The organism is Gammaproteobacteria bacterium (assembly GCA_029881255.1).
GTDB lineage: Bacteria > Pseudomonadota > Gammaproteobacteria > S012-40 > S012-40 > JAOUMY01.
Genome location: JAOUMY010000002.1, coordinates 50,927 through 76,401 on the forward strand (window position 1 = coordinate 50,927; position 25,475 = coordinate 76,401).

A 25,475-nucleotide genomic window follows, 5' to 3' on the forward strand; every position below is an offset into this window, starting at 1 on the left:
TCGGGCATAACAGCATCAAGCGCTGAGAATCAGAAGATCACTTGCGCATGTTGAATTTTTGTATTACCCCGCTTGTCGAGCGATGACAACCTGCAAGGCATCCTGAAGGGCGGATAAGCGCGTATGCTTTAATCTCTCCTCGTTGATTTTTTCCAATACCTGCTGACGCATCAACATGTCACACACCTTCTTTTTACAACCGGCCAAAAACGCCTCACGGCCGCGCTCACGCGCACCATTGAGCATATCGTCAACGGCGCGTACAGAGGTGTAATCAATTTGTGGCACGTCGCTGAGATCGAGTACCAACACGTCGAACTGATCTATCGCGGCAAGTCGTCGCACCATATCCTTGGCGGCACCAAAACTCATCGGCCCTGCTACGCGAAAAAGCAAAATACGACCCTTGGCTTGTTTCAGAATGGCTTTTTCTTCAGCAAGCAAAGGTGACTCCTCGCCGGGATCGGTAATCGCCATAATTGACTCGAGTTGCAGGTCAACCATGGATTTCATAAAAATAAAGGCAGCCATAATCATTCCGACAGCCACCGCCGTGATCAAATCCACAAAAACCGTCATCAGGAAAACGCTCAACATCACCGTTACACCGCTGAGGGGGATATGCCGAATGCGTTTGAGATAATCCCAATCGATGATGTCGTAGCCCACTTTAACCAGAATGCCTGCCAATATGGCATGTGGTATATAACTGGCAACAACGCCAGCCCCAAGCACCACCGTCAATAACACTACCGCATGCAATGCGCCTGACAAAGGTGTACGCCCACCAGCGCGTACATTGACAACAGTACGCATGGTCGCTCCCGCACCGGGTAAACCACCAAACAAACCAGCCATAAAATTTCCGATTCCCTGCCCTAGTAATTCGCGATCAGAGTCGTGATAATTTCTCGTGATGTTATCGGCTACCAAAGAAGTTAACAGTGAATCGATACTGCCAAGGGCTGCGAGCATTAACGCGGACTTGATCATATCTGGCAACAGCGCCAGTTCTATCGTGGGCAATGTCGGCATCGGAAAACCCATCGGAATTTCACCCAGCACCGCTGCGCCACCCAAACGAAAAACGGTAACGCCATCTTCCACACTGCTGACAATCTGCGTACCCGCCCACAACACCAGCGCTATCGTTCCGCCAATCAGTGCAATCAGGGGCGCGGGCAAGATGCGATTTACGCGTTGAGGCAAAAGATAAACAATCAGCAAAGCCAGTGCAGCAAGTATCACGTCTGCCATGATCGGATGCGCCAGATTTTTTGGCAAGGCCATCGCCGATGCGAGTGGGCCAGGTTGCGAGGCGTGCCCCAACAAGGGCCCGAGCTGCAACAGAATGATAATGACGCCAATACCACTCATGAATCCTGATATCACCGAGTGCGGCATCAGATTGATGTATTTCCCGAGTTTCAGAAAACTAAATACAATCTGAAACAATCCTCCTAGCAACACGACACTAAAAGCCAGTGCAGCACCGTGTGCCGGATCGTCGGGAAACATAGCAGTATAGTGAGTAAAGATCGCCGCCATAACAACCGTCATTGGACCCGTCGGCCCGGACACCTGCGCCGGTGTGCCACCGAAAAGTGCGGCGAATATACCGACAAAAACGGCGCCATAGATACCGGCGATCGGACCGGCGCCGGAAGAAACGCCCATGGCAAGAGCCAAGGGCAAGGCGACGACCGCCGCGGTCAAACCACCGTATATGTCTCCACGTATATTATTAAAATGCAATCCGCGAAATATCGTCATATTCAAGAATTATCCTGCCACAATGGCGTCATAAAGACGCAAGCTACGACTACACAATAACGCGTCAGTGGACACAAAAAATTGGCTACGGGAAGCGAGTCGATAAAACGATTTATACCAAACCTTGCGAGCCGCGCACCACTATATCGACCACAAAGCAATGTTCACCTTAGCATTTCCCATGGTGTTCAAACATACCCGACAACCAAATAGCCAACGCTATCGTTTCACTACGACTTCGGTCGATTGCGCAATGGTAATCGCTTTAAAAACCGCTGAACCACCTATATTACAGTCCATTTCCCTTGGTACAAATCGACTCAATTTAAATTTTTTTGGCTCGATATATAATAGCTGGAATACGTTTAAACCGGATGCAATACGTGCCAAAAACCCCACAAAATATTGTACTAATCGGCGCTGGAATCATGAGCGCAACACTGGCCCTGGTGTTAAGAAGGCTTTTACCCGATGCCCGTATCAGTATATTCGAACGCCTGACCGAGGTGGCCGCCGAGAGTAGCGATGCGCAAAATAACGCAGGCACCGGCCATTCCGCATTTTGCGAACTAAACTATACCCCTTACGAAAACGGCAAAATCGATATTAGCAAGGCGCTGCAAATCGCAGAAAGCTTTGAGATTTCAAAGCAGTTTTGGGCGTATCTCGTTGAGCAAGAATTTATTAAAAACCTGCCCGCCTTCATCAACCGTACCCCACATATGAGTTTTGTGGTTGAGGATGGAAACGTTGCGTTTTTGTCTGCTCGCCACCAGGCAATGAGCCAATACGCCATTTTTCGCGATATGCAATTTAGCGACGACAAAGCAAAGATTGCCGAATGGATTCCCCTGATGATGGAGGGGCGCTCCGCTTCTCAACGGGTTGCTGCAACGAAAATGGATATCGGCACGGACGTTAACTTTGGCCTTTTGACCGAAGAAATCATTGCCTGTCTGGACAAGTTAGAGGGTTACGAACTCAACCTTGGTCATGAAGTTAGTGGCTTTGCCAAGAAGAAGGATTCCTGGATTGTTAAAGTCAAAAACACCAAGACTCACAAGACGCGGGAGATTGAGGCCGATTTCGTTTTTATTGGCGCCGGCGGCGGCACATTGCCATTGTTGGAAAAAACAGACATCAAAGAAGCGGTCGGATACGGCGGCTTTCCGATAAGTGGCCAGTTTTTGCGCTGCGATAATCCTGATGTTGTAAAACGACATCAGGCTAAGGTGTATGGAAAAGCGGCCGTGGGTGCCCCTCCGATGTCTGTGCCCCATCTGGACACCCGTGTTTTTGAAGATGGTAAAGCGCTATATTTTGGACCCTATGCCGGCTTCTCTACCAAGTTTTTAAAAAACGGATCTTATTTCGATCTGCCTCTATCGCTAGAGGCCCACAACATTTGGCCCGTAATATCTGCCGGTATTAACAACCTCGATCTGGCCAAATATCTTGTCAATCAGGTCACCCAGACCGACGAGGAACGTTTTGAAGCGCTGCTCGATTTTTATCCTAATGCGAATTCAGATGATTGGAAATTGACCATCGCGGGCCAACGAGTACAGATAATTAAGAAGGACAAAAGCGGCGGAGGTGTGTTGAAGTTTGGCACCGAAATCATTTGTTCAGGGGATCAATCCGTCGTAGCCTTACTAGGGGCATCACCCGGTGCGTCAACCTCGGTTTCCATTGTCCTTGAAATATTGGAACGCGCATTTCCTGATCAGTATCGCTCAGACGAGTGGCAGATCATAATAAAAACCGTGATTCCTTCACACGGCGAATCGTTAATCGACAACGAATCTTTATGCATGAAAACGCGTGATTGGACATCGGAAATATTGGGATTGAAATAGGCGTCTACGCCAGTGGTGATTCGATGCCATCATCTATCGTGTTTTTTCTGAGAAACATCCCGGCCTACGTCCACCAAGGTTTTTAACGATTCAAACAATACGATATAGGAACGAACGACACTTTGTTGTAGCTCAGTCAAGCTGGCATCTCTCTTGTGGGGATAGATCTGTGCCGCTATCTGGTGGAAGATTTCATCGTAGTCTATGGTATTTCGTTCTCGCAGTTGCGCCTGGTAGACGGCTTCTACGGTTTCTCTTTCGATGTGCACAAGTGTTGGAACCTGCTTTAGTCCGGGCAGATTTTCTGCACGTTTTCGTATCCGTCGTACCATTGTTGAGAGCTTTCCAGGATAGCGAAGACAGAAAGACAGCAGGTTGAAATAGGTAACGGGTAAATCGCTTATCACTTCCGGAAAACCTATTGCTGGCCAGTAACACACCGATGTCGTATTTGATGCCGATCTCGCTATAAAATCGTGAGAATTTTTCTCCATCATTTGTGGCGCATCGGGAAAGCCAACGTAGACAATGTGCTGTAGTGGTGATAGCCCAAGTCGATTATATATACGTTCGAGAAACGCGGCGACTTTACGCGATGATGCAAAGTCTTCGTTGAGTTCAAGGATCCACATGCGATCCCTGCACCAGGTCTTCAGTTGTGTCTTCTCAGCAGGCATCAGTGCTTCGCCAAAATCCAGAATTCGGCTTTGCTTAAATCCTTCCATTTCCTTCCTAATAAACGACTTCAAGGCGGCAGTCGTCGCGATGGACGCTTGCGCCAATCTGTCATTGTTCGCACCAACAAAAGAGACATTGCTAGCCTGTGCGACGATGATGACCTGTTCCACGTTGGAACGAAATCGTTCCGCGTCACGTTCTATTTGTCGTATAGCATCGTCAGATAGCTTGAGTATAAAACTTCCATATAAATCGAGATAGGCCTCCTCCATTACCGGAAACATTTCGGAGTGTAAGCTAAGGTCATCGTAAGGATTTCTGAAGGCGATAGCCAATTGTGTAGGGGTATCCTGCCTAACAATTTCTGCGTCTTTCTTTGTAACGATAGATGTTAGCAGACTCAGGACTTCCGGATAGAGAAACATCAAATTTGTTTGCCCTGTATTCCAAATCGGCAGAAAGAGATTGCGTTCAAACAGTTCATCCTCATCCTCGCGACTACGAATGTCTTTCGCGGTAGATGACAACACGCCGCGCAACAATATTGCCGCCCTTTGTTCGGTGTTTGACATCAGCTTGATTTTGTCCAGGCGATTTATCAATGTCGTGATGCGCGCAAGATAGGCGCCTCTAAAGCTTGTCGTAGAGGGCGGCAGCTCACCGTTTTCATCATACACCCACTCCGGATGCACGACTCTGCGATACTCGTCTCGCAAATAATCTTTTATCTCCTTTACAATCTGATCACGCCGGAGTTCCGCATGTACCTCGATAAGCATATCGATCCGTTTTGCCGCGCGACGCGCGATTCTGATGAAATTCGCGTCACGGTGATAAATATGATATTTATTGTCCAACAACACATTGTGTACGCTAAGACTTGGGTTGTGACCCTTAAATCGCAACTCGTGATATGCATCGATCAAGGCCCTGATATAGGCATCTGATTCAGGCAAGCGCGCCAGCAAATATATCAGGTGTTTCAGGTGCAAGGAGATGACTTCTGAATAATTCTTGCCAATGTGATGAGACGTAAATTCACGCCCGCCATCACCCTCAGTATCGTTTTCTTTTCCCTCACCTCGATTGCAGATAACCGCCAACTGTTGTAAAAGAGAATAGAATGCGTCTGCCTGCGCAGCTTGCGACAAAGATTGATCAAGATAAACCGTCAGCTCTGTCTCTTTGAGGTGTTGAAGATTCTGATCGGCAGGGTGCAATAGGCTATAGAACTCAATTGCTGCCCGATATGCCGACATCACAATCTTTCGAGCAGTCCACAACAACTTGGAGAAGCGCAGATACTCCTGTTCGTCAATAAATTTGCAAGCGGTAACGGATGAAAAAGCTGCCTTAGAGGACTGATGCAGAGACGTTGCCGTTTCTAAATAGGTATCCCATGCCTTTATCGTTCCGCTCGGATAGGCAATCCGTTCGAATAACCATGAAGTCCACGGCTCCCCACTGTCCAAACAATGACGAATTTTGTCAATAAAGATTTGGTGCAAGGGAAACTCATTCCATTGCGGCTCGGGTACGACATGCATCGGAATCGAAATCTTATCCTCTGCCTCATCTGGCAATGTTGTTTCAATAATGAGATCGACGGCGTCTTTGTCTATGAAAGTGGGCGCGTGTATTTGAAAGCCGGACAGTTTCAGTTTTTGCTTGCTCATCAGCAATACAATATTTTCCGCAGCATCAATTCCCTCCTCAAGTTTGTTATTGAGCGTTTTCCTGTCTTTATCTTGCAGCTGTTGCCAGAGCACTCGTATATCGATTTTGAGTCCGCAAAACGGTAACAGCATCGGGCGAGGAGATGGAATTTGAGAACTAATCGTCTCACTGGCAATAGGCGTGACATCGACGGCTATTGAAGAATCTGAAACCGCCTCAGGACACTTGGCGAGTCGTAGTAGCTGACAATATGTCTGTATTGCCTTCTCGCCGGAGAGGACCGTAGTTGGCAGATACTTTTCTTTTGTCGCAGAAAAAGTGGTAACAAGAAGGCCGTCGCGTCTTTTTCTGTCAACCCAGGGATTATCGCTAAAGGCGATATACTCAATATAGACGTGTGGTTTAAGACCTGCCGCGAGATAAAGTGTTTCGAGATAGTGTGAAAACGATAATGTATGAGGCGACACAGATTCCAGGCAGACATACCAGCGGATCTGCATCAGTTCTACGTTCTGCACAATCTGATTGGCTAGACACAGATTGTGCGTGCGCAACACAAGTACCTGTTCGCCGCCAACGAAACCGACGTGTGGATCGACTATCCCCATATGAACGAACAGTTTCGCTTTACTCTCAACTTCCGCTAACAGACTACCGGCGAAACCGTTTTGCTCTTTATCGTTTTGATTTTTTGAAAACACTGGACTACTACATTAAAATTAAAAACACCACAAAACCGGTTGAGTAAATACCACTCCGCATAACTGCCGCCTATCAAGGAAAGACCAATACAAGATACTACTCTGTCCTGATACGTTCACTAATTTACCCGAATCGAATCGCCACCCAGTCACCTACATAGTGGGTGGCAAAAATGACGGCAACAGCGATAGTCAAATGTTCACCGACGACGGAAAGAGAGCTTTCTCCACTTTTTCTGGACAAATAGTAACTCAACGCGGCTATGACGGTTAGGCCCCAGGCGACGCTAACCGTGATGGCTTTGTTAAGGTCCAGGAGCAGTATCGGGACAAGAAAGGATAGAGACATGCCCATTTTGGTTAGAAATGTCACGAGTGTAGCGATCCATACTTCGTTCTTACTTGCCGATACTTCACTTTCTTTCGAAATATGTATCCCCAGGGCATCTGACATGGAATCCGCTATCGCGATAGTCAAGATACCTCCGACCACCGCCTGCATAGAATTCGTTCCCGCATGTAGCCCGACGATTAGCCCCAGCGTAGTAATCACGCCAGATGTCAGCCCAAAATTTAGACCGGTACTAATGGCTGCTCTATTCATGGCTCTCCCAATACATAAGCCTTCGAAATACTATCATGGGGTGTTCAGAAAATGACGAATCGCAATAATTTATTCAATGCAAATATCCACCTTTTCGGAAGAGAACAATGTGTTGACGAGGCGAAAGGTGGAGGTGGAATTTGAATTTACAACTAATTCAACTTGTTATGTCATGCAACGCCCGAATGAGACGCCCAGCCGGATTTTCTCGGGTCACTATCGCGATATGAGCGTTGATATAAAACTGGCCGGCCTCAAGTTGCTCTAACTCCTCGGCGGTTAAAACTTCGTTGCTGGGGATCACCCACTCGTTAGTTCCACTACCCGCGGCCAGGGTAACCACCGGCGCCCCCGTCTTCCCCTGGACTCCCACAAGAATCCATCCAGACAGCTTATTGTGCCTATCTATACAATATAAAACCAGAGTTTATCTGACGAGACGAATCAGCAAATTGGCGTCCTTTACACTACTTCATTCGCACAAGTAGGCAATACGCTGAAAACAGGGCTCTCAACACTAAATCCAGACGATCAAAAACAGTATTGGGAGCGTCTATTCTCAGAGATGGAATCAGGCAAAATACAACTGCCCGAAGATCAGGAAAGCAGTAGGCGTTCGCTTCCGGATAGCGAAATTACAGGTGATAGTTGAGCGTAATTTGCCACAGCAGGTGCGCTCAAATTCGCTGCCACCATGCTCAGAATAAAATCCAAAACAATGTCGTTTTCAAAAAATCAAAGATGCATGGTGCAAATGATAGCGTGCAGAACCAGAGAACGGCTTAAACCTTAAGCTCAACAAAGACTGTTACTTCTTCGCGATCGTGATAAAGCTGTTTACACAGCATGCGAAAGGCCACACCGTTTTCGTGTAAGGCATGCTCGATGGTGTCGAGACACAAACGCAACTCCTGATAGCGTTTTTTCATCGGAAGTTTCAGATTGAACACCGTCGCGTGACACCATCTGTTCGTCAACCATTTTGCCACCATGGTCGCTACTTTAATGGGTTGTTCAACGATATCGCATACCATCCAATCGACGGTTTTATCTGGCCGATAACGGAATCCATCTTCGCGTAGGTGGGTTATTAGTCCTGTATCCAATAATTTCTGGTCCATATTGCCATTATCAACAGCGATAATATGCATATTGTATCTGGCAAGTTGCCATGTCCAACCACCCGGTGCTGCGCCAAGATCGATCGCGCTCATGCCTGAGCGCAATTTTTGGTTACGCTCTCTTTCGTCCATGAAGGTTAAAAACGCTTCGTCGAGTTTTAGCGTCGCACGACTCGGCGCGCTTTTCGGTAAACGTAGGCGCGGAATTCCCATCGCCCAGGGGGAACTATTACTAAGCGGGCTATAGCCAATAGCTGCCGCAGCAGTACTCAAAAAGCAAATATGTATGCGCAAGCCATCGCATGCTTGTTGTTGGCGCAGAAAGCCACCTTGTATGAGCGCGCTATTAAACGGTTTTTCAATACTGTTACACAGTGCGGATAAAGCTTTGCCATCGTTGGTGTCGAGATGTTCATATGACACACGACATGCCTGCTCCGGTATTTCTGCCAGTGATTCAAGCAGTGGCGAAATACGATCATTCAGGGGTAAATCGTTGCGCAAATCCAAGGCTACAAACCATTGCCGCGCAAAAGTCAACGCGCGAAAATCAAGTTTCTCGACAAGTTCTTTAGAATGCGGCGCCTCGTAGGGATGAAAGGTGACGTAGCCCGCCTGTTGTTTGGCTTTGCAGTAACCGGCCACGCCGACCTGTACGGCGAGATCCTGTATCTCCGCCGCACATTCATTTTCAAACCCGCTGCGGCAATATAAAAATAGGAATTGCATGGCTACTACCTTTTTATCACCGTTGAATTTGGCTAAACAAGATCTGTTTGAAAGCGCGCATATTGCCATTTCACCCCTAAAGTTTCCACTTTAACTTGAGGCATTGGTGGTTCGCCTCTTTTTCTGTCTCAACCGCGACATTGGGAGCATGCACGCCCGATGAAACAATACGGATAATCGCAGCTAACAGATGCTAACGATCGCAATTGCGTGACTCGGCAGCATTTCTATGTTCTGAAGCGGACCGATCGATATTTTTGTGTTGGCGAGTCAAAACACCATAGTAATCAGCTTCTTCACACCCTTCAAAGGGGCAATGTTTCGCTGATGCTTACCCTCGACCGGCAACATTCATATACCGCAGGTCTCAGTACTTGAAACTGACGAAGAAAACCGTATTTTCGTTTATACTTTGCATTCATTCATTCACTTTTTCTTTCTGAAAGGTTCTTACCATGCGCTTCGTCTGGGGTATTCTGCTAAAGGGTTTGGCGACTATTTTACCTATCACCTTGACCCTGTATCTGATCTACTGGATCAGCACATCAATGGAGACCTTGCTGCATTCGGTGATCACTAACGTGATCCCAAACCACACCTACATCCCCGGTATGGGCGTGGCAACCGGGCTGGTACTATTGTTTTTGATCGGATTGGTGGTCAATGCCTGGTTTGTCAGACATACCATAGACTGGAGTGATCGTCTTCTCGCGCGCATTCCCTTAGTGAAATCCATACACAGCGCGATCAAGGACTTCACCCACTTCTTTTCGTCGTCGGATCAGCGCAGCAAACAACAAAAAGTGGTGCTGGTTACGATTAACAATATTCACCTATTGGGTTTTATGACGAGAGACCAAGTCGATTTTGTGCCTGATTCTACAGAGGAAATTGTTGCCGTGTATCTTCCCATGAGTTACCAGATTGGTGGCTACACGATTTACCTGCCGCGTTCCCAGGTAAAGCCTGTCGACATGACGACAGAAGACGCCATGCGTGAAGTGCTGACGGCTGGATTGTCCAAAGGCAGTTCCAGAAATAAATCCTCACGTACTCCCTCTACAAACACGCCCGAAAAGTCCCACTCCTAAACGGAGTTACTCTTCGTTCATCCGCTTGCGCAGCTGTACGGCTTCTCCCTTCTTGCGCAGGCGGATATTCAGCATCTCGACACCTACCGAGAAGGCCATGGCAAAGTAGATATAACCCTTCGGTATGTGCAAATCGAGACTTTCGGCCACCAGTGCCACGCCAATCATGATCAGGAAACTCAGGGCCAGCATCTTTACCGTTGGATGCGCATCGACAAACTGGCTGATGGGGCCCGAAGCCCACATCATAATCAGAACGGCAATCACGATGGCCGCAACCATAATACTGACCTGGTCTACCAATCCAACGGCTGTAATCACCGAGTCCAGGGAAAAAACGATATCGATAATGGCGATCTGGATAACGATGCTTAGAAATGAAGCCGGCTTGTTGGATACGGACTTCGCTTCCTCTGCACCTTCCAGGCTGTTGTGAATCTCAACCGTACTCTTATAGATCAGGAATAGCCCGCCTAGCAGTAGCACCAGATCCCGGCCTGAGATTTCTTCGCCAAACACCTCAAACCACGGTGCGGTCAGTCGCGCCAGCCATGCCAGCGAAAGCAATAATAGAATACGGGTGCCCATTGCCAGCCCAAGACCGATCACTCTTCCCTTGGCCTGTTGTTCCGGTGGCAGCCGCCCAACCAGGATGGCAAGAAAGATTATGTTATCGATACCGAGAACAATCTCCAGTACGGTCAGGGTCAAAAAGGCAAACCATAGCTGTGGATCCAGAAGGAAATCCATAGACACCTCGTGAAAAGGGAAAGACGGCGAGTGGGCGCTATTCTTACGTCGCTTCGTCTGCAGGTCAAGATGGTAAAAAGAATTATTTTACCTGAACTATCTGCTGTGATTCCAAATAGAAAAACCGTCTGAAAGACGGGCGGCTTCCTGAACCGAACAAAGATTACTGCACCCGGTAAAGCTCTCCAACACGCTCATTGCTGCACCGGCCAGGGGTAGCGACGCATTTTTCGATCAGGCAGGCTTGTCTGCGTTCGGTTTGCATCATCTATTCCGAGCCGAGTTCTACCACCATATTCAAAACTGTGAGGTACTTCACTTCCCTAACAAAGCCAAAAACAATATGGTTGGATCTCAACGGAGGGGGTAGAAATGAAAAAACGTATCACTTTTCTTGATGTTCACGAGGCAATACAGCATCTTTTCCAGAAACAAATTCAGTTTAGTCAGGATTTCATTTATGTCCGCGGCGCCAATAAGCACACTGCCGTGGAAGAAAAAGTCAACGCGTTTCTATCCTATTTACCAGTGGCACACATTCAGGATCCTTCTGACGACGTACCAAGACGTGTACCGGTACATGCGCTAAACAATGGTTACAAGGTCATACAGGAAGGGCATCACGCCGCTGTCGCATTTGCGCTTATGGACAAAAAAGGAATTTATCCCCACGGCATTCCCGTAGATTACAACAATTTCGGTCAAAACAAAGTAAGACACATTTTTATCGAAGAGGATGGCCGCTGGCATATCACCGCACTAGATGGCAAGCAATGGAAACTCTTCGACAAGGAAATTGATAAGCCGCTGCGCTTTGGACGAACAGGTTTACCTTTTGAGGAGTATCGCAAAAGCGTTTCTGCCAATACCGACCTGGGACGGTTTCTTGCCTCATGCCAGGTGAAGGAGACTCACTGATGTCCCAGGTTTTGCTACAAGACCAAACTCAACCATGGCGCGGGAGAATACTGCTTTGTCACATCTGGAATTATTGGGATATGTGAATCCGATATTCCCCTATTGCTTTTGAACGGACTTTATCTCCGTCCTTGTAGGTAGAAAGAAATTTAACGGCTAGCGCTCCTCTAGTTGTATTCAGTATGTCGCAAAAGAAGGGATAGGTATTGATGATATGAACGCCAGGCAACACATCTTTATCGATAGTACTAATGGTTAAACTTTCCATCGCTGTTGAACGACCATCCGTATTCAGCCCTTCAATCAGAATTCTATTGGCACCGAGTTGATTTCGACGAGAGAGATAGCGCTCATCGCTATCGCTCAGTTGCGGCTGAAAGAAAAACAATTGTGAAACTTGTTCGCCCAGAAAATTGGAAAAGCCTTCGCCAGGCGGAAAATCAAAAGCGACGCCCTGGCCAAGATAAATCCCCAAACTACACTCGGCTGGGTTTGATGAATTTTCTGAACGTATCAAAATGCCTATCTCACCTTGCCATTTTCCTACGGCATTAGCGCCACTCAAATTGAATCGCTGGGCAAAGTCCCTGGAATAATAGAACTGGTGCGCGGCCCCCATCGAAGCTGGCGAGACGCCTGCGAGCACCAGATTGACATTCGCCAGCAACAGCAATACAGGCATCAATAGATTTACAAAATACTTTCTCATCAGAGCAACCGCTTTTTATTGAAAATTGGCAAAATTCAGTTCCTGAGCATAGCGCGGGTTTCCTCTCAGTGCGCCAACGACATTATCCATGGAATGTTGACATAGCACAAAGTCGCCAGCTCTTACCAGATTGCGGACGGTGGCATAACCTGGCACCACGGCGCCGACCAGGGCCTCTGTTGTACTCCTGGTGGGAGCGCTGCAACTGAGCGAGATATTGTGAACGATCCCCAAGCGTGGACCGGTTCCCACGCTGACTAAATCATATGAAGCCCTGATATGAAGAATATGATTTTGTGGCGATAAGACCGCTTTACCAACGGCGAGCACCGAAGCGATATTCCCTGGCACCCACGCCGGGAACGTCGTTCGCGCCATGCCGGGCGCGTTGAATGTCACGCACGGAAGTTCGTGACTATAGGCCATAAGCGATGCGAGGCCACCACCCAGGGAATGTCCCGTAAGATAGACTCGGCGACGACGACCATACCGGCTTTTCCAGCTCTTCAAAATATCATTCGCCTGTACCGCCTGGCCAGGATATTGACCAAGAAAAATACCAAAATCCTCTACGCCATCTGCAATATCATCAGTACCTCTAAAGGCAACAACCATATCTCTTCCATTTTGGTGACTGAATACACCGGCGTAAAAGCCCGAACTATCATTGCCGCTATACGCGATACGCGTCCACGGACCTACTGAGATCACGTCGTGTTCATAAATTGCGCTGGACGCAACCGCCAAATCCATAATACTGGGCATAATAGTCTCCTCCATTCTTTTCTACTAAGGCTAATCGCATCATAGCAGTCAAATTTTTGAGCTAAGTGTGAAGTAAATCATAGTAACAGAGCATCAACTATCCGAATGCGATCATCCCAAGAGGAGTTCGTCGCTACGTCGCACCGCAATACAGACACTCTCGATCCGAATACCCGAAAACTCATGCACTCGGAATCGTCGTTCATCCTCCCTAGACACCAAAATGCTCTTTATATCAATAAATCACTTTCAGTCAAATTACCGCGTTGCTATGTGGCTCTGCTATGGTTTGGCTGTTGCATGTGTTTACGCACCGACGCAAATGTATGCGCCTTGGCCTTGTGACAAGCTGAGCATTTGGTATCGGCAGTACACCAATCACACCTAACCAAAGCTGAAGATATAAATCAGGATGAACAAACCGCTTAACATCGACAACCCCCCTCATTGTGAATTATCCTTCAGTTCCTGGGCTCCTTCTTGCTTTATCCGAATGGTTTACGCGGCATTGTTACCTCCTTGTGGTATCCATCCGCGATGGCAACCTTTTTCAATTGAGACTGAGACGCCGATAAATTCACGTCTTTTTCTGATTGATGGTCGTGACAGGATCAGCTGAGTCATGTGTACAGGAAAGATAAATTGATGATCTATTTTGTCGTTTTCATTTAGATGACATGCTCGTAGGACAACGTTATTTGAAGACGCTATACCAGGAATTCTTTTCCATAGTTGTACAAACGCAAATGCTGACAGGGTGGTATTCCAGTTTATGAAATCATTTTTCAAAAAAGCATATTTCCTAACACCGTTTAAAAAGCAGCTCTTTTCGCTACTGAAAATCTTCTGGGTTCCTCCGGCCAACATCCACCAGCACCTGCACTTTCACGGAGATATCAAGGTTACAACGGCCAATGCCAGTTCATTCAAGATTCGCAGTTATGGTTACCAGGTTGAAAACAGAATATTCTGGAACGGTTTATACGGTGACTTCGAGCGACATTCACTTCGTTTATGGACTGAATTGTGCCAGATGTCGGACGTCATATTTGATATTGGCGCCAATACAGGGATTTATGCCCTGCTGGCAAAAGCCGTCAATCCCAGTGCAAAAGTATACGCCTTCGAACCCGTTGAGCGAGTATATGAAAAGCTGATCAAAAATGTAGAACTCAATCGATTCGATATTGCATGCAGCCCAAAAGCTATCTCCAATTACAACGGCGAAGCGGTTATATATGACACCGCGACGGAGCACACTTACTCGGTAACGGTAAATCGAGATACGAATTTGAATCCTGATGACTCTATCGAGGTTAAAATCCAAACAATAACCTTGGATACTTTCATAGAACAAGAAAAGCTGGATAAGATAGATCTACTCAAGATAGACGTCGAGATGCACGAGGTGGAAGCACTACAAGGATTCAGTAAATATCTTCAACGCTTTCAACCGAGTTTTCTTATCGAAATTCTAAACGATGACGTCGCCAATGGCGTTTATGAAATGATTAAAGATTTTGGCTACGAGTTTTATAACATAGATGAAGAAAAAGGCCCTCATCGCGTCGAAAGGCTTTCTAAAAGTGATGTATTCAACTTTTTGATATGCAAACCGGAAATTGCCAATCGCTTGTCTAAACTGTTACATCGTTAGATTGCGGCATGCTGTACAGGATGCCGCTGGTAACAAATCAAACGTAAATCCATTTAGCCGACGCAGAAACTGCCACTTCGCGGTTTGTAGACGTCCTGTTGGAATTGACCTTGCCCAAAACCAATCCGTCCCGTAGCACGAAATTTACTGTCGACTAAAACTTTCTATCTAGACTAGCCACTGTCTTTGCCGCATAGACAGGGACAGGTTTGCAGAGCACCATGCGAATTCTCCCCTCTTGCGCCAGGAAAAAGTCTTCAATGCGTAAGGTATTCCGGTAAATGTTCTCGAATTTCCTCGGGCGTAGAATGCGTCAGCGTTTTATTAAGTTCGAAGACAATTTTTCCACTGGTTTCTTTCGACAATTGCGGGCGCAACTCACCCAGCAATGCCGGCGCTGCAACGATTAGCAGATGCTCCAACTTATTCGCCTTCGTGAGACTGTTCAGATAGCCAGCGACACGACGTGCAAATTCAGACAATTCATGTTTCTTAGGATCGGTTTCCGCCTGAAAAGCATGACCGCCTGACCCGTCCGAACCTTTTACCTTGCCCGGCAAATCACTGGTGATATCGCGGTCGTGCAAGCGACCTTCCGGATGCGCCAAGGTTTCAATTTCTTTCAAAGGAGAACTGGCGGATTCGCTTGAAAATATTCTGGCCCGAGTACTATCAGCAACAACAATCAATGATGTCATACCCTACTCCTTTTACAGCTCAGATATCCTACTAAAATACTTCGAGACTCTGCAGTTTGTTTCTTCTACTGAGCCTCCCATCTACCCACCGGATGAATTTATAACACCCTCAATGTCATTCTATATCACTTCCATATTGCTGGATATAGACATTCAGAATTTCCAACGACCTGTACACCACGCAACCAAGCTAGCTGACGACCGAGTGCACAGTAAGCTGATTGAACGGAATGACCCAGCCATAGTGATTGCAGGCTTCTACTGACAATTTTTGTATGAGTCGCCGGTTCACGAGATAATCTGAAGCGGCTTTACCAGAAAATCTCGCGACAATAATCATATCCAATGACGACGCGCCAGCCTGATCAAAAGTAACATGTAGATCTTGCAGAAACTTCCCCGCGTCTTCAGCTTCCAATCCCCTTTTTAATGATGCACCCAATAAATCCACTATTTTCCCCGTGATTTCCGATTGATGTCGATAATCCAGCCCAAAGGGAATCATGTAGGTAAAGCCGTTCTTACTGAGATTCCGCGGCTGTTTATCAATATAGGCGCTTGTGGAAAACGTCTGGATCGAATCGTACACTTTTACCTGCACCATTTCCGGCGTCTGCGTTATGACTTCGCCAAACACCTCGTCGTCAAACAAAATATAGTCACCTACCTGCGATGGAAACCACGGCTCACCTGCTTCAAATTTCCGTGACTGATAACTCACCAGTTCGCGTACCGGAACTTGCAAACTCCCGCCCTGTAACGCGGGGTTTACCAATGTCGCATAAAACGTCAACGCGTTTACCTGCCACGGAAGCCCGTTATAGTTGATGCGTTCGCCTTCACGCACGGGACCGAAGTTGAGCATGATTTTCATTTCGGTGAGCACTTTGGGCAAATATTTCTGCAGTGCCCACGCAGCACCGGCCACAACAATGAGCAAAATAGTCAGCAGAATCCAGTCGCCGCGAACATAAAAGACTGCCATGCCTGATAACAACACCACCAACCCGGTTAAAGAATAAAACAGGAGATTCACAAAGCGCGCAGCAAATACCTTGCGTGTATGGGCACGTCGCATTACGGCCTGGTGATACAAATTGGCGAGATATTTCAACACTCCGTAAACCACGGCCATTACGACAAGCGCTAAAAATAGGTTCAACACACGTGTGCCAAGTAACTCCTTAAGCGCTGTAGCCGGGTCGCGCTGCGTAGCACCTGCAGGTTTTTGCAATTGTTTAAGTTCAAACTGTGCGACAGACATTCGGTTTTTTAAATCATTGCGCCGATGTACCCATCGTTCCTCTATCCCTTTAAACGCCGTCTTAAGTTGTGGCGTAGGCGCATTCTCTCGATGTACCGAGACGCTTAACACTGCCGCCTCCGCAACATCCAACCGTTCCTGATAGATTTCCAATTCCCGTTTAAGCCGCTCAATCTTGCGCGGCCGTTCTGTAAGCTTGCGCATTTCCACAACGATAGGCTCAAATACCGATTCCAGTTGTTCGCGCCAATCAAACTTCTTTTCCTCTTCCTGTACGCCGAACAGACTCATATCGGCTCCACCAGTCAACAACATTTCGAGTGCAATCTGTAGCGACTGCACATCCTGGGAAATCTGTTCAACTTCCTGAGTGAGTCTTTCCTTCTCGCGCTCAGTCACCGCCTTTCTTAAGGCCGATCGCTTGTTCGCAAGTTGTTTACGGGTATATTTAATCGTGTCGATGAGATTTTCAAAGTGGGACCAACTTTCCTCATTCGCGAGATCTGCCTTTTCCGTAGACTCAGCCGCGAATACAGGATTCGTCAACGTCGAGACACACGCCAACAAAATGACCCAAATAAGGTGTTTTTTCATAAATGACATTGGCTACCGCTAAAATTAATACCGTTTTGAACCTTGGGATATACACGCATATCCCGCTCTACCACAGATATCGCGCTTGTAGAAATGGGCAAAGTAAAATATGCCCGGCGAAGTCCTGCAAATGCAAATAACATACACGAAAGAAACCGGAGACAGACCCCTGTCTCAGAAACCTTTCTACCAGGAAAACGCCACTTCACAGCCATATTCGATACACATACTCCGATTCCTGAAAGCACATGCCCCCTGTAGTTACTCACTATTTCTCACACTGCGGAGTGGCTATACATGCATAGACGCACTTTTCTGACGCCAGGCGATATAGAACTTACTCACAGACGAGTGGGCCACATCGCCCTCTTTGATTGACTTAGCCACTATATCCTGTCGTGCCGAGCGTACCTACTATTGAGAAATAGTATCCCTTTCAAAACTCAGATTCAGACAATTCACACAAACTATGGAGGTAAATCATGGCCAAAATTTTGAATTGTTGTCACCGTAGAATGTCAGCGACGTATGAACAAATAGGCCTAATACATCTTTTAAATTGCGCCTTTTTGCTCAACTAAATAAATACTTTTAATTTTCACAGCGATAGATTAAATTCCTGACGTTCCAATGATGAAAATAACACGTATAGGAAAATAAGCCATGCCCGTTACTAACTTACGGCATATTTTGGATGCTGCGCCGCTTGCGATGTGTATTCTCGATGTCGATAGCAAACTGATTTATTGTAATTCAAGCTTTAGCCGCCTTCTAGGCTACTCTCAGGCCGAACTACTCGAATCGCCCATACAACAACTGCTTGATACCGACGACCAACAAGCCCACCAAGACAGACTGATTTCAATAACACAACAACATGCGGCTACGAATGATGCAGTGGATTTTCGCTTTATTCAAAAAAGCCGTCACACTATCTGGCTTTCTGAAAGCTGCTCAAGCATACAGGAAGACGAAAAAACTCTCATCATTTGCCAATTTCTCGATATTGATCAACGCAAAAAAAATGAGCAGCGCCTAAGCCTGATCGAACAACGCTTCAATTTGAGTCAACGTCACGCGAAATATGGCGTATGGGATTGGAATATTCGAACGAATGATCTCTACTGGTCTAATCAGATAGGCCCACTGCTTGGCATAGGCGATGGCGAAATCGACGCCAATTACGCTGACTTCGTAAACGCGACCCACCCGGATGACCGTGAATATGTAGCCGAAGTAATCCGCGCCGCCATCGAAAATGGCGCGGAGTACAATATCGAGCATCGAGTCGTCTGGGCAGACGGCACCATACGCTGGATATTGGAAACCGGCGACGTGATATTCGACGAAAACGGTGTTCCACTGAATATGATCGGCGTGGCCCGCGACGTCACCGAGCATCATCATGCCAATGTAGCGTTGAAAGAAAGTGCCAAACTTTTGAATAGCGCCCAGGCTATTGCGCATGTAGGTCACTGGAGCTGGGATGTCATAAGCGGAAAATTATTCTGGTCAGATGAAATCTATCGTATTTTCGGATATTCCCCGGGAGAGTTTGAACCGACGTACAAAAAATTTATAGAGACCTTACACCCGGATGACATTGAACGCATCAAAATATCAGAAGAACAAGCTTTTTCCCAAGGTAAACCGCACAGCATAGACCATCGTATTATCCGCAAGGATGGCAGTATAGCCTGGGTGCATGAAGAGGCCATCGCGATAACCGATGAGCGTAACCAACCGATCCGCTTGACCGGAACAGTCCAAGACATTACAGAACGCAAAAAACTCGAACAACAATTGGCGGACAAGATCACTCAGGCAGAAGCTGCCAACTACGCCAAAACGACATTTCTTTCACATATGAGTCATGAGTTGCGCACCCCATTAAATGGCATACTGGGGTTTGCTCAGATTATGGAAACAGAAAAACTGTCAGCCGGATTGGCCGGTTATGTAAAAGAAATTATGAATTCGGGTTGGCATCTATTGGATCTGGTAGACGACCTGCTAGATCTATCGCGTGTTGAAACCGGTGCAATCGATTTGAAGCCGGAACCTGTCAATCTCAAAGATCTCATCAGAGAATGCCAGTCCATGATCTCCCCTATGCTCAAAGAGCGCCAACTGATGTTTAGCGCAAACTTTGAAGACAGCGCGGCTGTCATACTGGCAGATCGTCGACGTTTAAAACAAATTCTCATCAACCTGCTTTCCAATGCCATTAAATATAATCGCCCTAATGGAGAAGTTCAGGTCTTTTGCCAACTGTCTGGTGAACATCTTCGTATCAACATTAGAGATACTGGCCAAGGAATACCAGAACACTTAATGCCACGACTGTTTACACCTTTTGATCGACTCGGTAAAGAAGGCATCGAAGAGTCAGGAACCGGTATCGGCCTGGCGCTGGTCAAGCGTCTTGCTGACGCAATGGGTTGTGAATTAGGTGTTGAAAGTATCGAAGGCGTAGGCAGCACCTTCTGGTTGGAGTTTAACCTCGCCAACGAACTTCCCAACGCGTTATTAGATCAGGATAGCGATGTTCACAAAGCCGATAACAAGCAATTGAACAACACGATCCGTGTACTCTATGTGGAAGACAATCCTGCCAATCTTAGGCTAATCCAGGGCTTTTTATCGAATAGACCAAATTTTGAACTAATGGCTGCCACCACTGCGGTGGCAGGGCTAGATCTTGCCCGCACACAAATACCAGATGTGATTTTGATGGATATCAAACTACCTGATATGAGTGGTTTCGAAGCGCTGGCTCGACTGCGAACCGTACGAGAAACTGCCCATATCCCGGTTATTGCCGTCAGCGCGGTTGCTCATGAACAGGATGTCGCCGCAGGTCTCAGAGCAGGATTTTTTCGCTATATAACCAAGCCGGTCAACCTTGGGCTTTTGGAAAAAACCATTTATTACGCTGTTCGTGGCGAGGGATGATGTCAGTTGTCGATACGTAAATACGCACACATCTATGTTCGAATACTGTTAACGTGTTCCGTCTACGGCGGATTGTGCTACCTCAGAGGCATTAGACAAAGGCAGCCAGATGTGAAAATGAGAACCTTCACCGGGAACACTTTCCACCCATAGGCTCCCTTCAAGTAACTGCACGAAATGACGACTAATCGTTAAACCAAGACCTGTGCCTTCATATTTTCTCGTATAAGAGGTATCTGCCTGGGCAAATTGTTCAAATAAAACTTCTTGCTGTTCTTTTGGTATCCCAATACCGGTGTCGGATATCGTAAAATGTATGCCGCCTTTCCCCTCTCGCATCTCATTTTGCACAGCCAACCGTATCTTTCCGTTCTCAGTAAACTTTGCCGCATTGCCAAGTAAATTAATCAATGTTTGTTTCAACATTGCCTCATCTGTTCGAATTTTTTTCTCTACAATTTCATTAACAATTTCCAACGTATTGGAATGCTTTTCTATCATCGGACGCGTATTGTTGAGTACATCTTCGATCAATACATCGATTTTTAGCAAGCCGAAGTGAACTTTCATTTTTCCCGCTTCAATCTTGGAAAGATCAAGAACGTTATTGACCAAACCCAGCAGGTGCTTACCCGATGAGCGAATCTTATTCAGGTCTGCAACATATTCCGGATTTTTATTAAACGACATTTCATCGAGTAATAGCTCGCTATACCCGATGATGGCGTTTAAGGGGGTGCGCAGTTCATGACTCATATTGGCCATGAACTCACTTTTGGTTTTGCTTGCACGTATGGCCTGATCTCGCGCCTCTGCCAATTCCTCCGTGCGTTCTCTAACACGCTCTTCCAGCAGACTGTGCGCCTTTTTAATATCCGCCTCCCTGGATTGTAGAGCGGCGACAGTGCGTTTGATGCTAAGAATCATCTGATCAAAGGTTTGCCCTAAATGCGCTATTTCGTCATTGCCTTTCAGTTCTGTCTGTACGTCCAAATTGCCTTGTGATACCTCTCGCGCAACATTGCTCAACACCACTAGCTTCCGTGTCATTAGGTAACCCGCCAATATACCTACGATAGCTATCGTCACCATTCCGAAAATAGCAACAAAAAAACCCAATTCGAAGGCTTTCTGTTTACTCTCGTCCAACAGTCTGCTGTTATAGAGGATTGCGATATATCCCAAAGTTCCAGCTACATTTTCCAGCTTTTTTTGTCGCCAATGCTGTTGGGATAGTGACAGGATTTGGGCAGCATCCTCGCCAACATCGGCTACTTCACTACCGACTGTGATAATCCCACGGGTATCATAAATAATCAGCTTATTGATTCGATCATTTGTCGCGGCGCGTTCTGCGTGGGCCTGGAGATCACCATATTCTCCCGTCAATAGCGCTACCCTGGCAATATCCCCTAACAAGTCAATTACCACGGTCTCAGTTTGGGAAATTTGTTTCTCCATTGTACGGCTGGACTGTTCCAGTGTGACGCCCAATACAATCAGGATTAACACTGCTTCAAGGAGAAAAATAACCGCAGCGATTCGGAAATGTAGTGTAAAACGCTCAGGCATCATAGCTTACGCTTAATTGCCCTCACGACATCATACGCTGAGTCATCTATCTTTTTGAACAAAGCCAACCTGAAGCCTTCCATGAATTGCTTTCCTTCCTCAGTTCTTCCCCACTCTAGAATTCGCTTCTGTATCAATTCACGTTTGTCGATTGGAACCGAGGGATTGGCAACAAAAAGGGAATGCGGAACGGCTTTTGTCTTGCCGATTTCGCGTAGCTTAATTTTCATTTTGTCTTGAAAGAAATTAACCGCTGGCATCGCGGTGCTACAGGCGTCTGCCTTTCTAATTTTTAGTTGCTGCAAGCACGAAACGTGAGAAAGAAAATGTTTCACTTGAATATCTTTACCAACTTTCAGTCCCTGGCGTTCTAGTTCATCGAACACAAGATAGCTTACCGCTGCCGACTTGGGTGTCATTGCCAAGACCTTTCCGCGTAGGTCTTTCATACTTTTCATCGGGCTATCATCTGCTACCACGACAACGCCTCGAAGTTGCTTTTCTCTCGCGGCAAGAGGACGATAGCCATGCTTATCGGCCAGATCCACGTAGTCAAACGGCTGTACAAACGCAAACTCAAATTGCTCACTCACCATCGCATCCATAAAACTTTCGTATGACGAACTGGTTTTAAAAATTACCGGATGATTGAGAATTCGTGAGAAATCTTTAGCGACTTGTGAATAAATTTTTTCGATTTCGCGCGGTGGAAGATAGGGAAAAACCGCGAACCGATAGGCCTCTTTTGCTTCCTCGGCCGCCAATGTGACTGTCGATCCAGCAAAAAGTTGGCCTATCAACAGACAGGCAAGAAAGAGATTTTTAGACATGGACCACTTCCGAATTTTCTGACACATTGATCGTCCACACTGTATCGACTGAAAACACGGATATATTTATGGGTAAGCCGCTATTGTTAGCTCAAATAGTTGAGCCTGCTAAGGCACACGATAGGTAGCGACTATAGCACGCTGATGATCTGCTTGTTCCCAGGTTTTGACGCCCGCGCCCACCCAAAAAACGCTTAGACTTCCTTTAACCTTACACGATGTGTGATGAGCAAACAGCGCTTCAGGAACTGCTATGAGTTGCCCCGGATTCTTTCCATTCAAAGTCTAGCGCTAAAAATACGGTTAATATTTAACAACCCCAACCCTTAAAAGTCTCGTGGGTATAAAACCAAATTCAGTCTGGAAAAACCAAAGGATTTGTACAGTTTTATCGCGACCGGTAGTAACCTGTTCAAGGGCCGGAAGGCTTAAACAATTCGTCAACATCCCGGCACACGGTACCGTTTATCTTCGTTGTAAAACACCATTAGCCAAGTGAAAAAAGCCATCAAATTACCGTTTTTGTCGTCTGCTGCTGACAGTTATTTGTGACAATCTGGTTTATAATTCTGTTCCTTGTGGCGGTATGAACACGGCTTTATTGTCGTTGATCATGGCGATAAAAAAGAATATTGTTTCAACATCTGAATTTTGGTATTTGATACTGGCGCTCATCGGGGTGAACAGGTTTATAATCCCTGGTCGTCAAAGATTAACAGCATATAAAATGTTGCTTATCCGTAATTGCTTGTGAATCACTTCACACCTGGTAAGCAAACAGACACTCTAAAATCAAAACAATATTGTAGTAGCCCAAGGTGTTCTACTTGGGGACGCTAGATAGGTAGAGATGAAGGGATTCTTGCAATGAAAAAGATACTTATACTTCTTATTTCTTCATTTGTTTTTAGCGAGTTTACTCTGGCCGACACTCGCGGCCTGACGAGAACCCATGTCACCCCGTTTAACTCTGGAACGTATCGCGCTCTTGTCATCGGCAACAATGAGTACATGGACAAGCAAGGTTTATGGCAAAGCCTTAAGACTGCGAAGCAAGATGCTGTTACTGTTGCAAATATTCTAGAAAAGAATTACGGGTTTTCTGACGTAACACTATTACATGACGCCTCGCGCCGTGACATTATCTTAGAACTCAATAATCTTGCGCGGCGCACCAATCCGGAAGATAGCGTGCTGGTCTACTACGCTGGCCACGGTTACCTGGATGAGGAAACGAATCGTGGTTATTGGATTCCTTCTGACGCTACGGGCGATGACATCACAACTTACATTCGCAACTCGGCCATACGTGACGAGATTCTGCTAATTTCGGAAAAGGCGCAACACACACTGCTGGTTTCAGACTCCTGTTTCAGTGGCGCACTACTCCGTGGTGGTAACCGTGGGGGCGCTAAACACGGCGTCTCCAGCGCAAGTTACTACGAAAAATCGGCGAACAAGAAAAGCGTACAGATTTTCGCCGCCGGAGGCATGGAGTTTGTCGACGACAATTATCGTAGTTCCGGTCATTCCCCATTTACCTATTTTCTCCTGAGCGAACTGGAAAACAATAAGTCGGCTCTGATAACTCTCACCGAACTTTCCACGAATGTGGCTAAGGCTGTTGCAAACAATGTACAGCAGTCACCCGAAATTGGCGTGCTTTACGGTGCCGGTGACGAATTAGGCGAATTTATCTTTGCCAAAGTAACAGTAGAGACCGAAGAAGGCATCGCAGAATATGCGGTTCAGGCCCAGAAACTCTCTGACGAGCGATTCAATAAAAAGGCAAAACGAGCCAGAGAACTCGTTTTACCCAGTTTGAGGTTGTAAATTAATGAAAGAGCGCATTCGTCAACTTACTCTACTGCCGCTTTTGTTGTGGTTGTTTTCAACACAGCAGGCCGCAGCACTGACGTTCGATATCAGAGGCGAATATGAGAACTGGCATTCAGGTTTAGGTGGAACCTCGACAGCCTTTCTAGGCGGCATTAGCGCCAGTCACGGTTTCACGCCTGAGTTTTCGCTTGCCGGCAGCGTAGTGGCAGGAAACTATGAAACGAATTCCACCGCGTCAAGCGATGTAAGTCGTTTTGATGTCGACATCACCACCAGCTACCGCATATATCCGCTTACTTCAGTATTCATCGGCTATCAGCTGATTCAGCTAGACGTTAATATCAAAGACAACATTAGCCGATCGTTTGACGACACAATGCATGCGCTCGGTGCTGGTATTACCAATTACATCATCATGAATAGAGACTGGGTACTCTACGGGGGATTTAGCCTAAGCGGCGTGTTTGCTACCTCCACTTTGGGTAATGGTACAAAAGATAATGGACTCGGGTTTAGCACGGGTGTCAATGGCGGTGTTTTGTATCTCGTTTCTAAAGAGCTCACCTTAGCCGGTGGAATCAAAACGAGACTTAATTCGGTCGACTATCGCGGCGACTCAGGTACATGGTCACACAATATGCAAAGGCTAACCCTGAGTCTCAGTCGCGCGTGGTAGCGTCAAGCGGTTTTG

At 46.6% G+C, this 25,475-nt stretch carries 19 protein-coding genes; 7 read left to right on the forward strand and 12 right to left on the reverse strand.

Features of this window, described 5'->3' with window-relative positions; all coding sequences use genetic code 11:
- Positions 1 to 63: 63 nt before the first annotated feature.
- On the reverse strand, positions 64 to 1,773 hold the full coding sequence (locus OEZ43_05550; GenBank protein ID MDH5545036.1) for a SulP family inorganic anion transporter: 1,710 nt from the start codon (positions 1,771 to 1,773) through the stop codon (positions 64 to 66).
- 428 nt (positions 1,774 to 2,201) lie between these two features.
- On the opposite strand from OEZ43_05550, the gene mqo reads away from it, so the two are divergent.
- Positions 2,202 to 3,632: a malate dehydrogenase (quinone) gene (mqo, locus tag OEZ43_05555; protein ID MDH5545037.1), complete on the forward strand. Its 1,431-nt coding sequence runs from the start codon at positions 2,202 to 2,204 to the stop codon at positions 3,630 to 3,632.
- 29 nt (positions 3,633 to 3,661) lie between these two features.
- Here mqo and OEZ43_05560 read toward each other — a convergent pair whose 3' ends face one another.
- From OEZ43_05560 to rlmM, 4 genes are all read right to left on the reverse strand, one after another.
- The gene (locus OEZ43_05560) at positions 3,662 to 6,688 is read right to left on the reverse strand and encodes a hypothetical protein (protein ID MDH5545038.1); all 3,027 of its coding nucleotides are present in this window, start codon (positions 6,686 to 6,688) and stop codon (positions 3,662 to 3,664) included.
- A 124-nt stretch (positions 6,689 to 6,812) separates the two neighbouring features.
- The gene (locus tag OEZ43_05565; GenBank protein MDH5545039.1) at positions 6,813 to 7,292 is read right to left on the reverse strand and encodes a hypothetical protein; all 480 of its coding nucleotides are present in this window, start codon (positions 7,290 to 7,292) and stop codon (positions 6,813 to 6,815) included.
- Between the two features lie 157 nt (positions 7,293 to 7,449).
- Positions 7,450 to 7,665 carry a hypothetical protein gene (locus tag OEZ43_05570; GenBank protein MDH5545040.1) on the reverse strand — a complete coding sequence of 72 codons (216 nt, stop codon included), beginning with the start codon at positions 7,663 to 7,665 and terminating at the stop codon, positions 7,450 to 7,452.
- Between the two features lie 409 nt (positions 7,666 to 8,074).
- Positions 8,075 to 9,142 (reverse strand): 23S rRNA (cytidine(2498)-2'-O)-methyltransferase RlmM, encoded by a 1,068-nt coding sequence (gene rlmM / locus OEZ43_05575; GenBank protein MDH5545041.1) that lies wholly within the window; start codon positions 9,140 to 9,142, stop codon positions 8,075 to 8,077.
- A 455-nt stretch (positions 9,143 to 9,597) separates the two neighbouring features.
- Between rlmM and OEZ43_05580 the strand changes: the two genes are divergently transcribed.
- Positions 9,598 to 10,233: a DUF502 domain-containing protein gene (locus OEZ43_05580; protein ID MDH5545042.1), complete on the forward strand. Its 636-nt coding sequence runs from the start codon at positions 9,598 to 9,600 to the stop codon at positions 10,231 to 10,233.
- A gap of 6 nt (positions 10,234 to 10,239) precedes the next feature.
- Here OEZ43_05580 and OEZ43_05585 read toward each other — a convergent pair whose 3' ends face one another.
- On the reverse strand, positions 10,240 to 10,983 hold the full coding sequence (locus OEZ43_05585) for a TerC family protein (GenBank protein ID MDH5545043.1): 744 nt from the start codon (positions 10,981 to 10,983) through the stop codon (positions 10,240 to 10,242).
- A gap of 372 nt (positions 10,984 to 11,355) precedes the next feature.
- Between OEZ43_05585 and OEZ43_05590 the strand changes: the two genes are divergently transcribed.
- Positions 11,356 to 11,901 carry a hypothetical protein gene (locus tag OEZ43_05590; GenBank protein MDH5545044.1) on the forward strand — a complete coding sequence of 182 codons (546 nt, stop codon included), beginning with the start codon at positions 11,356 to 11,358 and terminating at the stop codon, positions 11,899 to 11,901.
- A gap of 70 nt (positions 11,902 to 11,971) precedes the next feature.
- On the opposite strand, the gene OEZ43_05595 is transcribed toward OEZ43_05590, so the two are convergent.
- Positions 11,972 to 12,610, reverse strand: coding sequence for a hypothetical protein (locus tag OEZ43_05595; protein ID MDH5545045.1), 639 nt, complete (start codon positions 12,608 to 12,610; stop codon positions 11,972 to 11,974).
- Positions 12,611 to 12,625: 15 nt separating this feature from the next.
- Positions 12,626 to 13,375, reverse strand: a complete 750-nt coding sequence (locus OEZ43_05600) for a DUF2974 domain-containing protein (protein MDH5545046.1) — start codon at positions 13,373 to 13,375, stop codon at positions 12,626 to 12,628.
- Positions 13,376 to 14,147: 772 nt separating this feature from the next.
- On the opposite strand from OEZ43_05600, the gene OEZ43_05605 reads away from it, so the two are divergent.
- Complete coding sequence (locus OEZ43_05605) at positions 14,148 to 15,032, forward strand: FkbM family methyltransferase (GenBank protein MDH5545047.1); 885 nt, start codon at positions 14,148 to 14,150, stop codon at positions 15,030 to 15,032.
- A gap of 257 nt (positions 15,033 to 15,289) precedes the next feature.
- On the opposite strand, the gene OEZ43_05610 is transcribed toward OEZ43_05605, so the two are convergent.
- Both OEZ43_05610 and OEZ43_05615 read right to left on the reverse strand, forming a co-directional pair.
- On the reverse strand, positions 15,290 to 15,730 hold the full coding sequence (locus OEZ43_05610) for a host attachment protein (GenBank protein MDH5545048.1): 441 nt from the start codon (positions 15,728 to 15,730) through the stop codon (positions 15,290 to 15,292).
- Positions 15,731 to 15,920: 190 nt separating this feature from the next.
- Positions 15,921 to 17,588 carry a hypothetical protein gene (locus OEZ43_05615; protein MDH5545049.1) on the reverse strand — a complete coding sequence of 556 codons (1,668 nt, stop codon included), beginning with the start codon at positions 17,586 to 17,588 and terminating at the stop codon, positions 15,921 to 15,923.
- A gap of 663 nt (positions 17,589 to 18,251) precedes the next feature.
- Here OEZ43_05615 and OEZ43_05620 point away from each other — a divergent pair.
- On the forward strand, positions 18,252 to 20,543 hold the full coding sequence (locus OEZ43_05620) for a PAS domain-containing protein (protein MDH5545050.1): 2,292 nt from the start codon (positions 18,252 to 18,254) through the stop codon (positions 20,541 to 20,543).
- 48 nt (positions 20,544 to 20,591) lie between these two features.
- On the opposite strand, the gene OEZ43_05625 is transcribed toward OEZ43_05620, so the two are convergent.
- Together OEZ43_05625 and OEZ43_05630 are read right to left on the reverse strand one after the other, a co-directional pair.
- Complete coding sequence (locus OEZ43_05625; GenBank protein MDH5545051.1) at positions 20,592 to 22,118, reverse strand: ATP-binding protein; 1,527 nt, start codon at positions 22,116 to 22,118, stop codon at positions 20,592 to 20,594.
- Complete coding sequence (locus OEZ43_05630) at positions 22,115 to 22,945, reverse strand: phosphate/phosphite/phosphonate ABC transporter substrate-binding protein (GenBank protein MDH5545052.1); 831 nt, start codon at positions 22,943 to 22,945, stop codon at positions 22,115 to 22,117. The genes OEZ43_05625 and OEZ43_05630 overlap by 4 nt, the downstream gene beginning before the upstream one ends.
- An 867-nt stretch (positions 22,946 to 23,812) precedes the next feature.
- On the opposite strand from OEZ43_05630, the gene OEZ43_05635 reads away from it, so the two are divergent.
- On the forward strand, positions 23,813 to 24,778 hold the full coding sequence (locus tag OEZ43_05635) for a caspase family protein (GenBank protein MDH5545053.1): 966 nt from the start codon (positions 23,813 to 23,815) through the stop codon (positions 24,776 to 24,778).
- Positions 24,779 to 24,782: 4 nt separating this feature from the next.
- Positions 24,783 to 25,460, forward strand: a complete 678-nt coding sequence (locus OEZ43_05640; protein ID MDH5545054.1) for a hypothetical protein — start codon at positions 24,783 to 24,785, stop codon at positions 25,458 to 25,460.
- Positions 25,461 to 25,475 lie beyond the last annotated feature (15 nt).

What these genes read in the sequence shown, in the direction of transcription:
- OEZ43_05550 (MDH5545036.1), bottom strand. Translation starts at nt 1,773, where the DNA reads ATGACGATATTTCGCGGATTGCATTTTAATAATATACGTGGAGACATA.
- mqo (MDH5545037.1), top strand. Translation starts at nt 2,202, where the DNA reads ATGAGCGCAACACTGGCCCTGGTGTTAAGAAGGCTTTTACCCGATGCC.
- OEZ43_05565 (MDH5545039.1), bottom strand. Translation starts at nt 7,292, where the DNA reads ATGAATAGAGCAGCCATTAGTACCGGTCTAAATTTTGGGCTGACATCT.
- rlmM (MDH5545041.1), bottom strand. Translation starts at nt 9,142, where the DNA reads ATGCAATTCCTATTTTTATATTGCCGCAGCGGGTTTGAAAATGAATGT.
- OEZ43_05580 (MDH5545042.1), top strand. Translation starts at nt 9,598, where the DNA reads ATGCGCTTCGTCTGGGGTATTCTGCTAAAGGGTTTGGCGACTATTTTA.
- OEZ43_05585 (MDH5545043.1), bottom strand. Translation starts at nt 10,983, where the DNA reads ATGGATTTCCTTCTGGATCCACAGCTATGGTTTGCCTTTTTGACCCTG.
- OEZ43_05590 (MDH5545044.1), top strand. Translation starts at nt 11,356, where the DNA reads ATGAAAAAACGTATCACTTTTCTTGATGTTCACGAGGCAATACAGCAT.
- OEZ43_05595 (MDH5545045.1), bottom strand. Translation starts at nt 12,610, where the DNA reads ATGAGAAAGTATTTTGTAAATCTATTGATGCCTGTATTGCTGTTGCTG.
- OEZ43_05600 (MDH5545046.1), bottom strand. Translation starts at nt 13,375, where the DNA reads ATGCCCAGTATTATGGATTTGGCGGTTGCGTCCAGCGCAATTTATGAA.
- OEZ43_05605 (MDH5545047.1), top strand. Translation starts at nt 14,148, where the DNA reads ATGAAATCATTTTTCAAAAAAGCATATTTCCTAACACCGTTTAAAAAG.
- OEZ43_05610 (MDH5545048.1), bottom strand. Translation starts at nt 15,730, where the DNA reads ATGACATCATTGATTGTTGTTGCTGATAGTACTCGGGCCAGAATATTT.
- OEZ43_05615 (MDH5545049.1), bottom strand. Translation starts at nt 17,588, where the DNA reads ATGAAAAAACACCTTATTTGGGTCATTTTGTTGGCGTGTGTCTCGACG.
- OEZ43_05620 (MDH5545050.1), top strand. Translation starts at nt 18,252, where the DNA reads ATGCCCGTTACTAACTTACGGCATATTTTGGATGCTGCGCCGCTTGCG.
- OEZ43_05625 (MDH5545051.1), bottom strand. Translation starts at nt 22,118, where the DNA reads ATGATGCCTGAGCGTTTTACACTACATTTCCGAATCGCTGCGGTTATT.
- OEZ43_05630 (MDH5545052.1), bottom strand. Translation starts at nt 22,945, where the DNA reads ATGTCTAAAAATCTCTTTCTTGCCTGTCTGTTGATAGGCCAACTTTTT.
- OEZ43_05635 (MDH5545053.1), top strand. Translation starts at nt 23,813, where the DNA reads ATGAAAAAGATACTTATACTTCTTATTTCTTCATTTGTTTTTAGCGAG.
- OEZ43_05640 (MDH5545054.1), top strand. Translation starts at nt 24,783, where the DNA reads ATGAAAGAGCGCATTCGTCAACTTACTCTACTGCCGCTTTTGTTGTGG.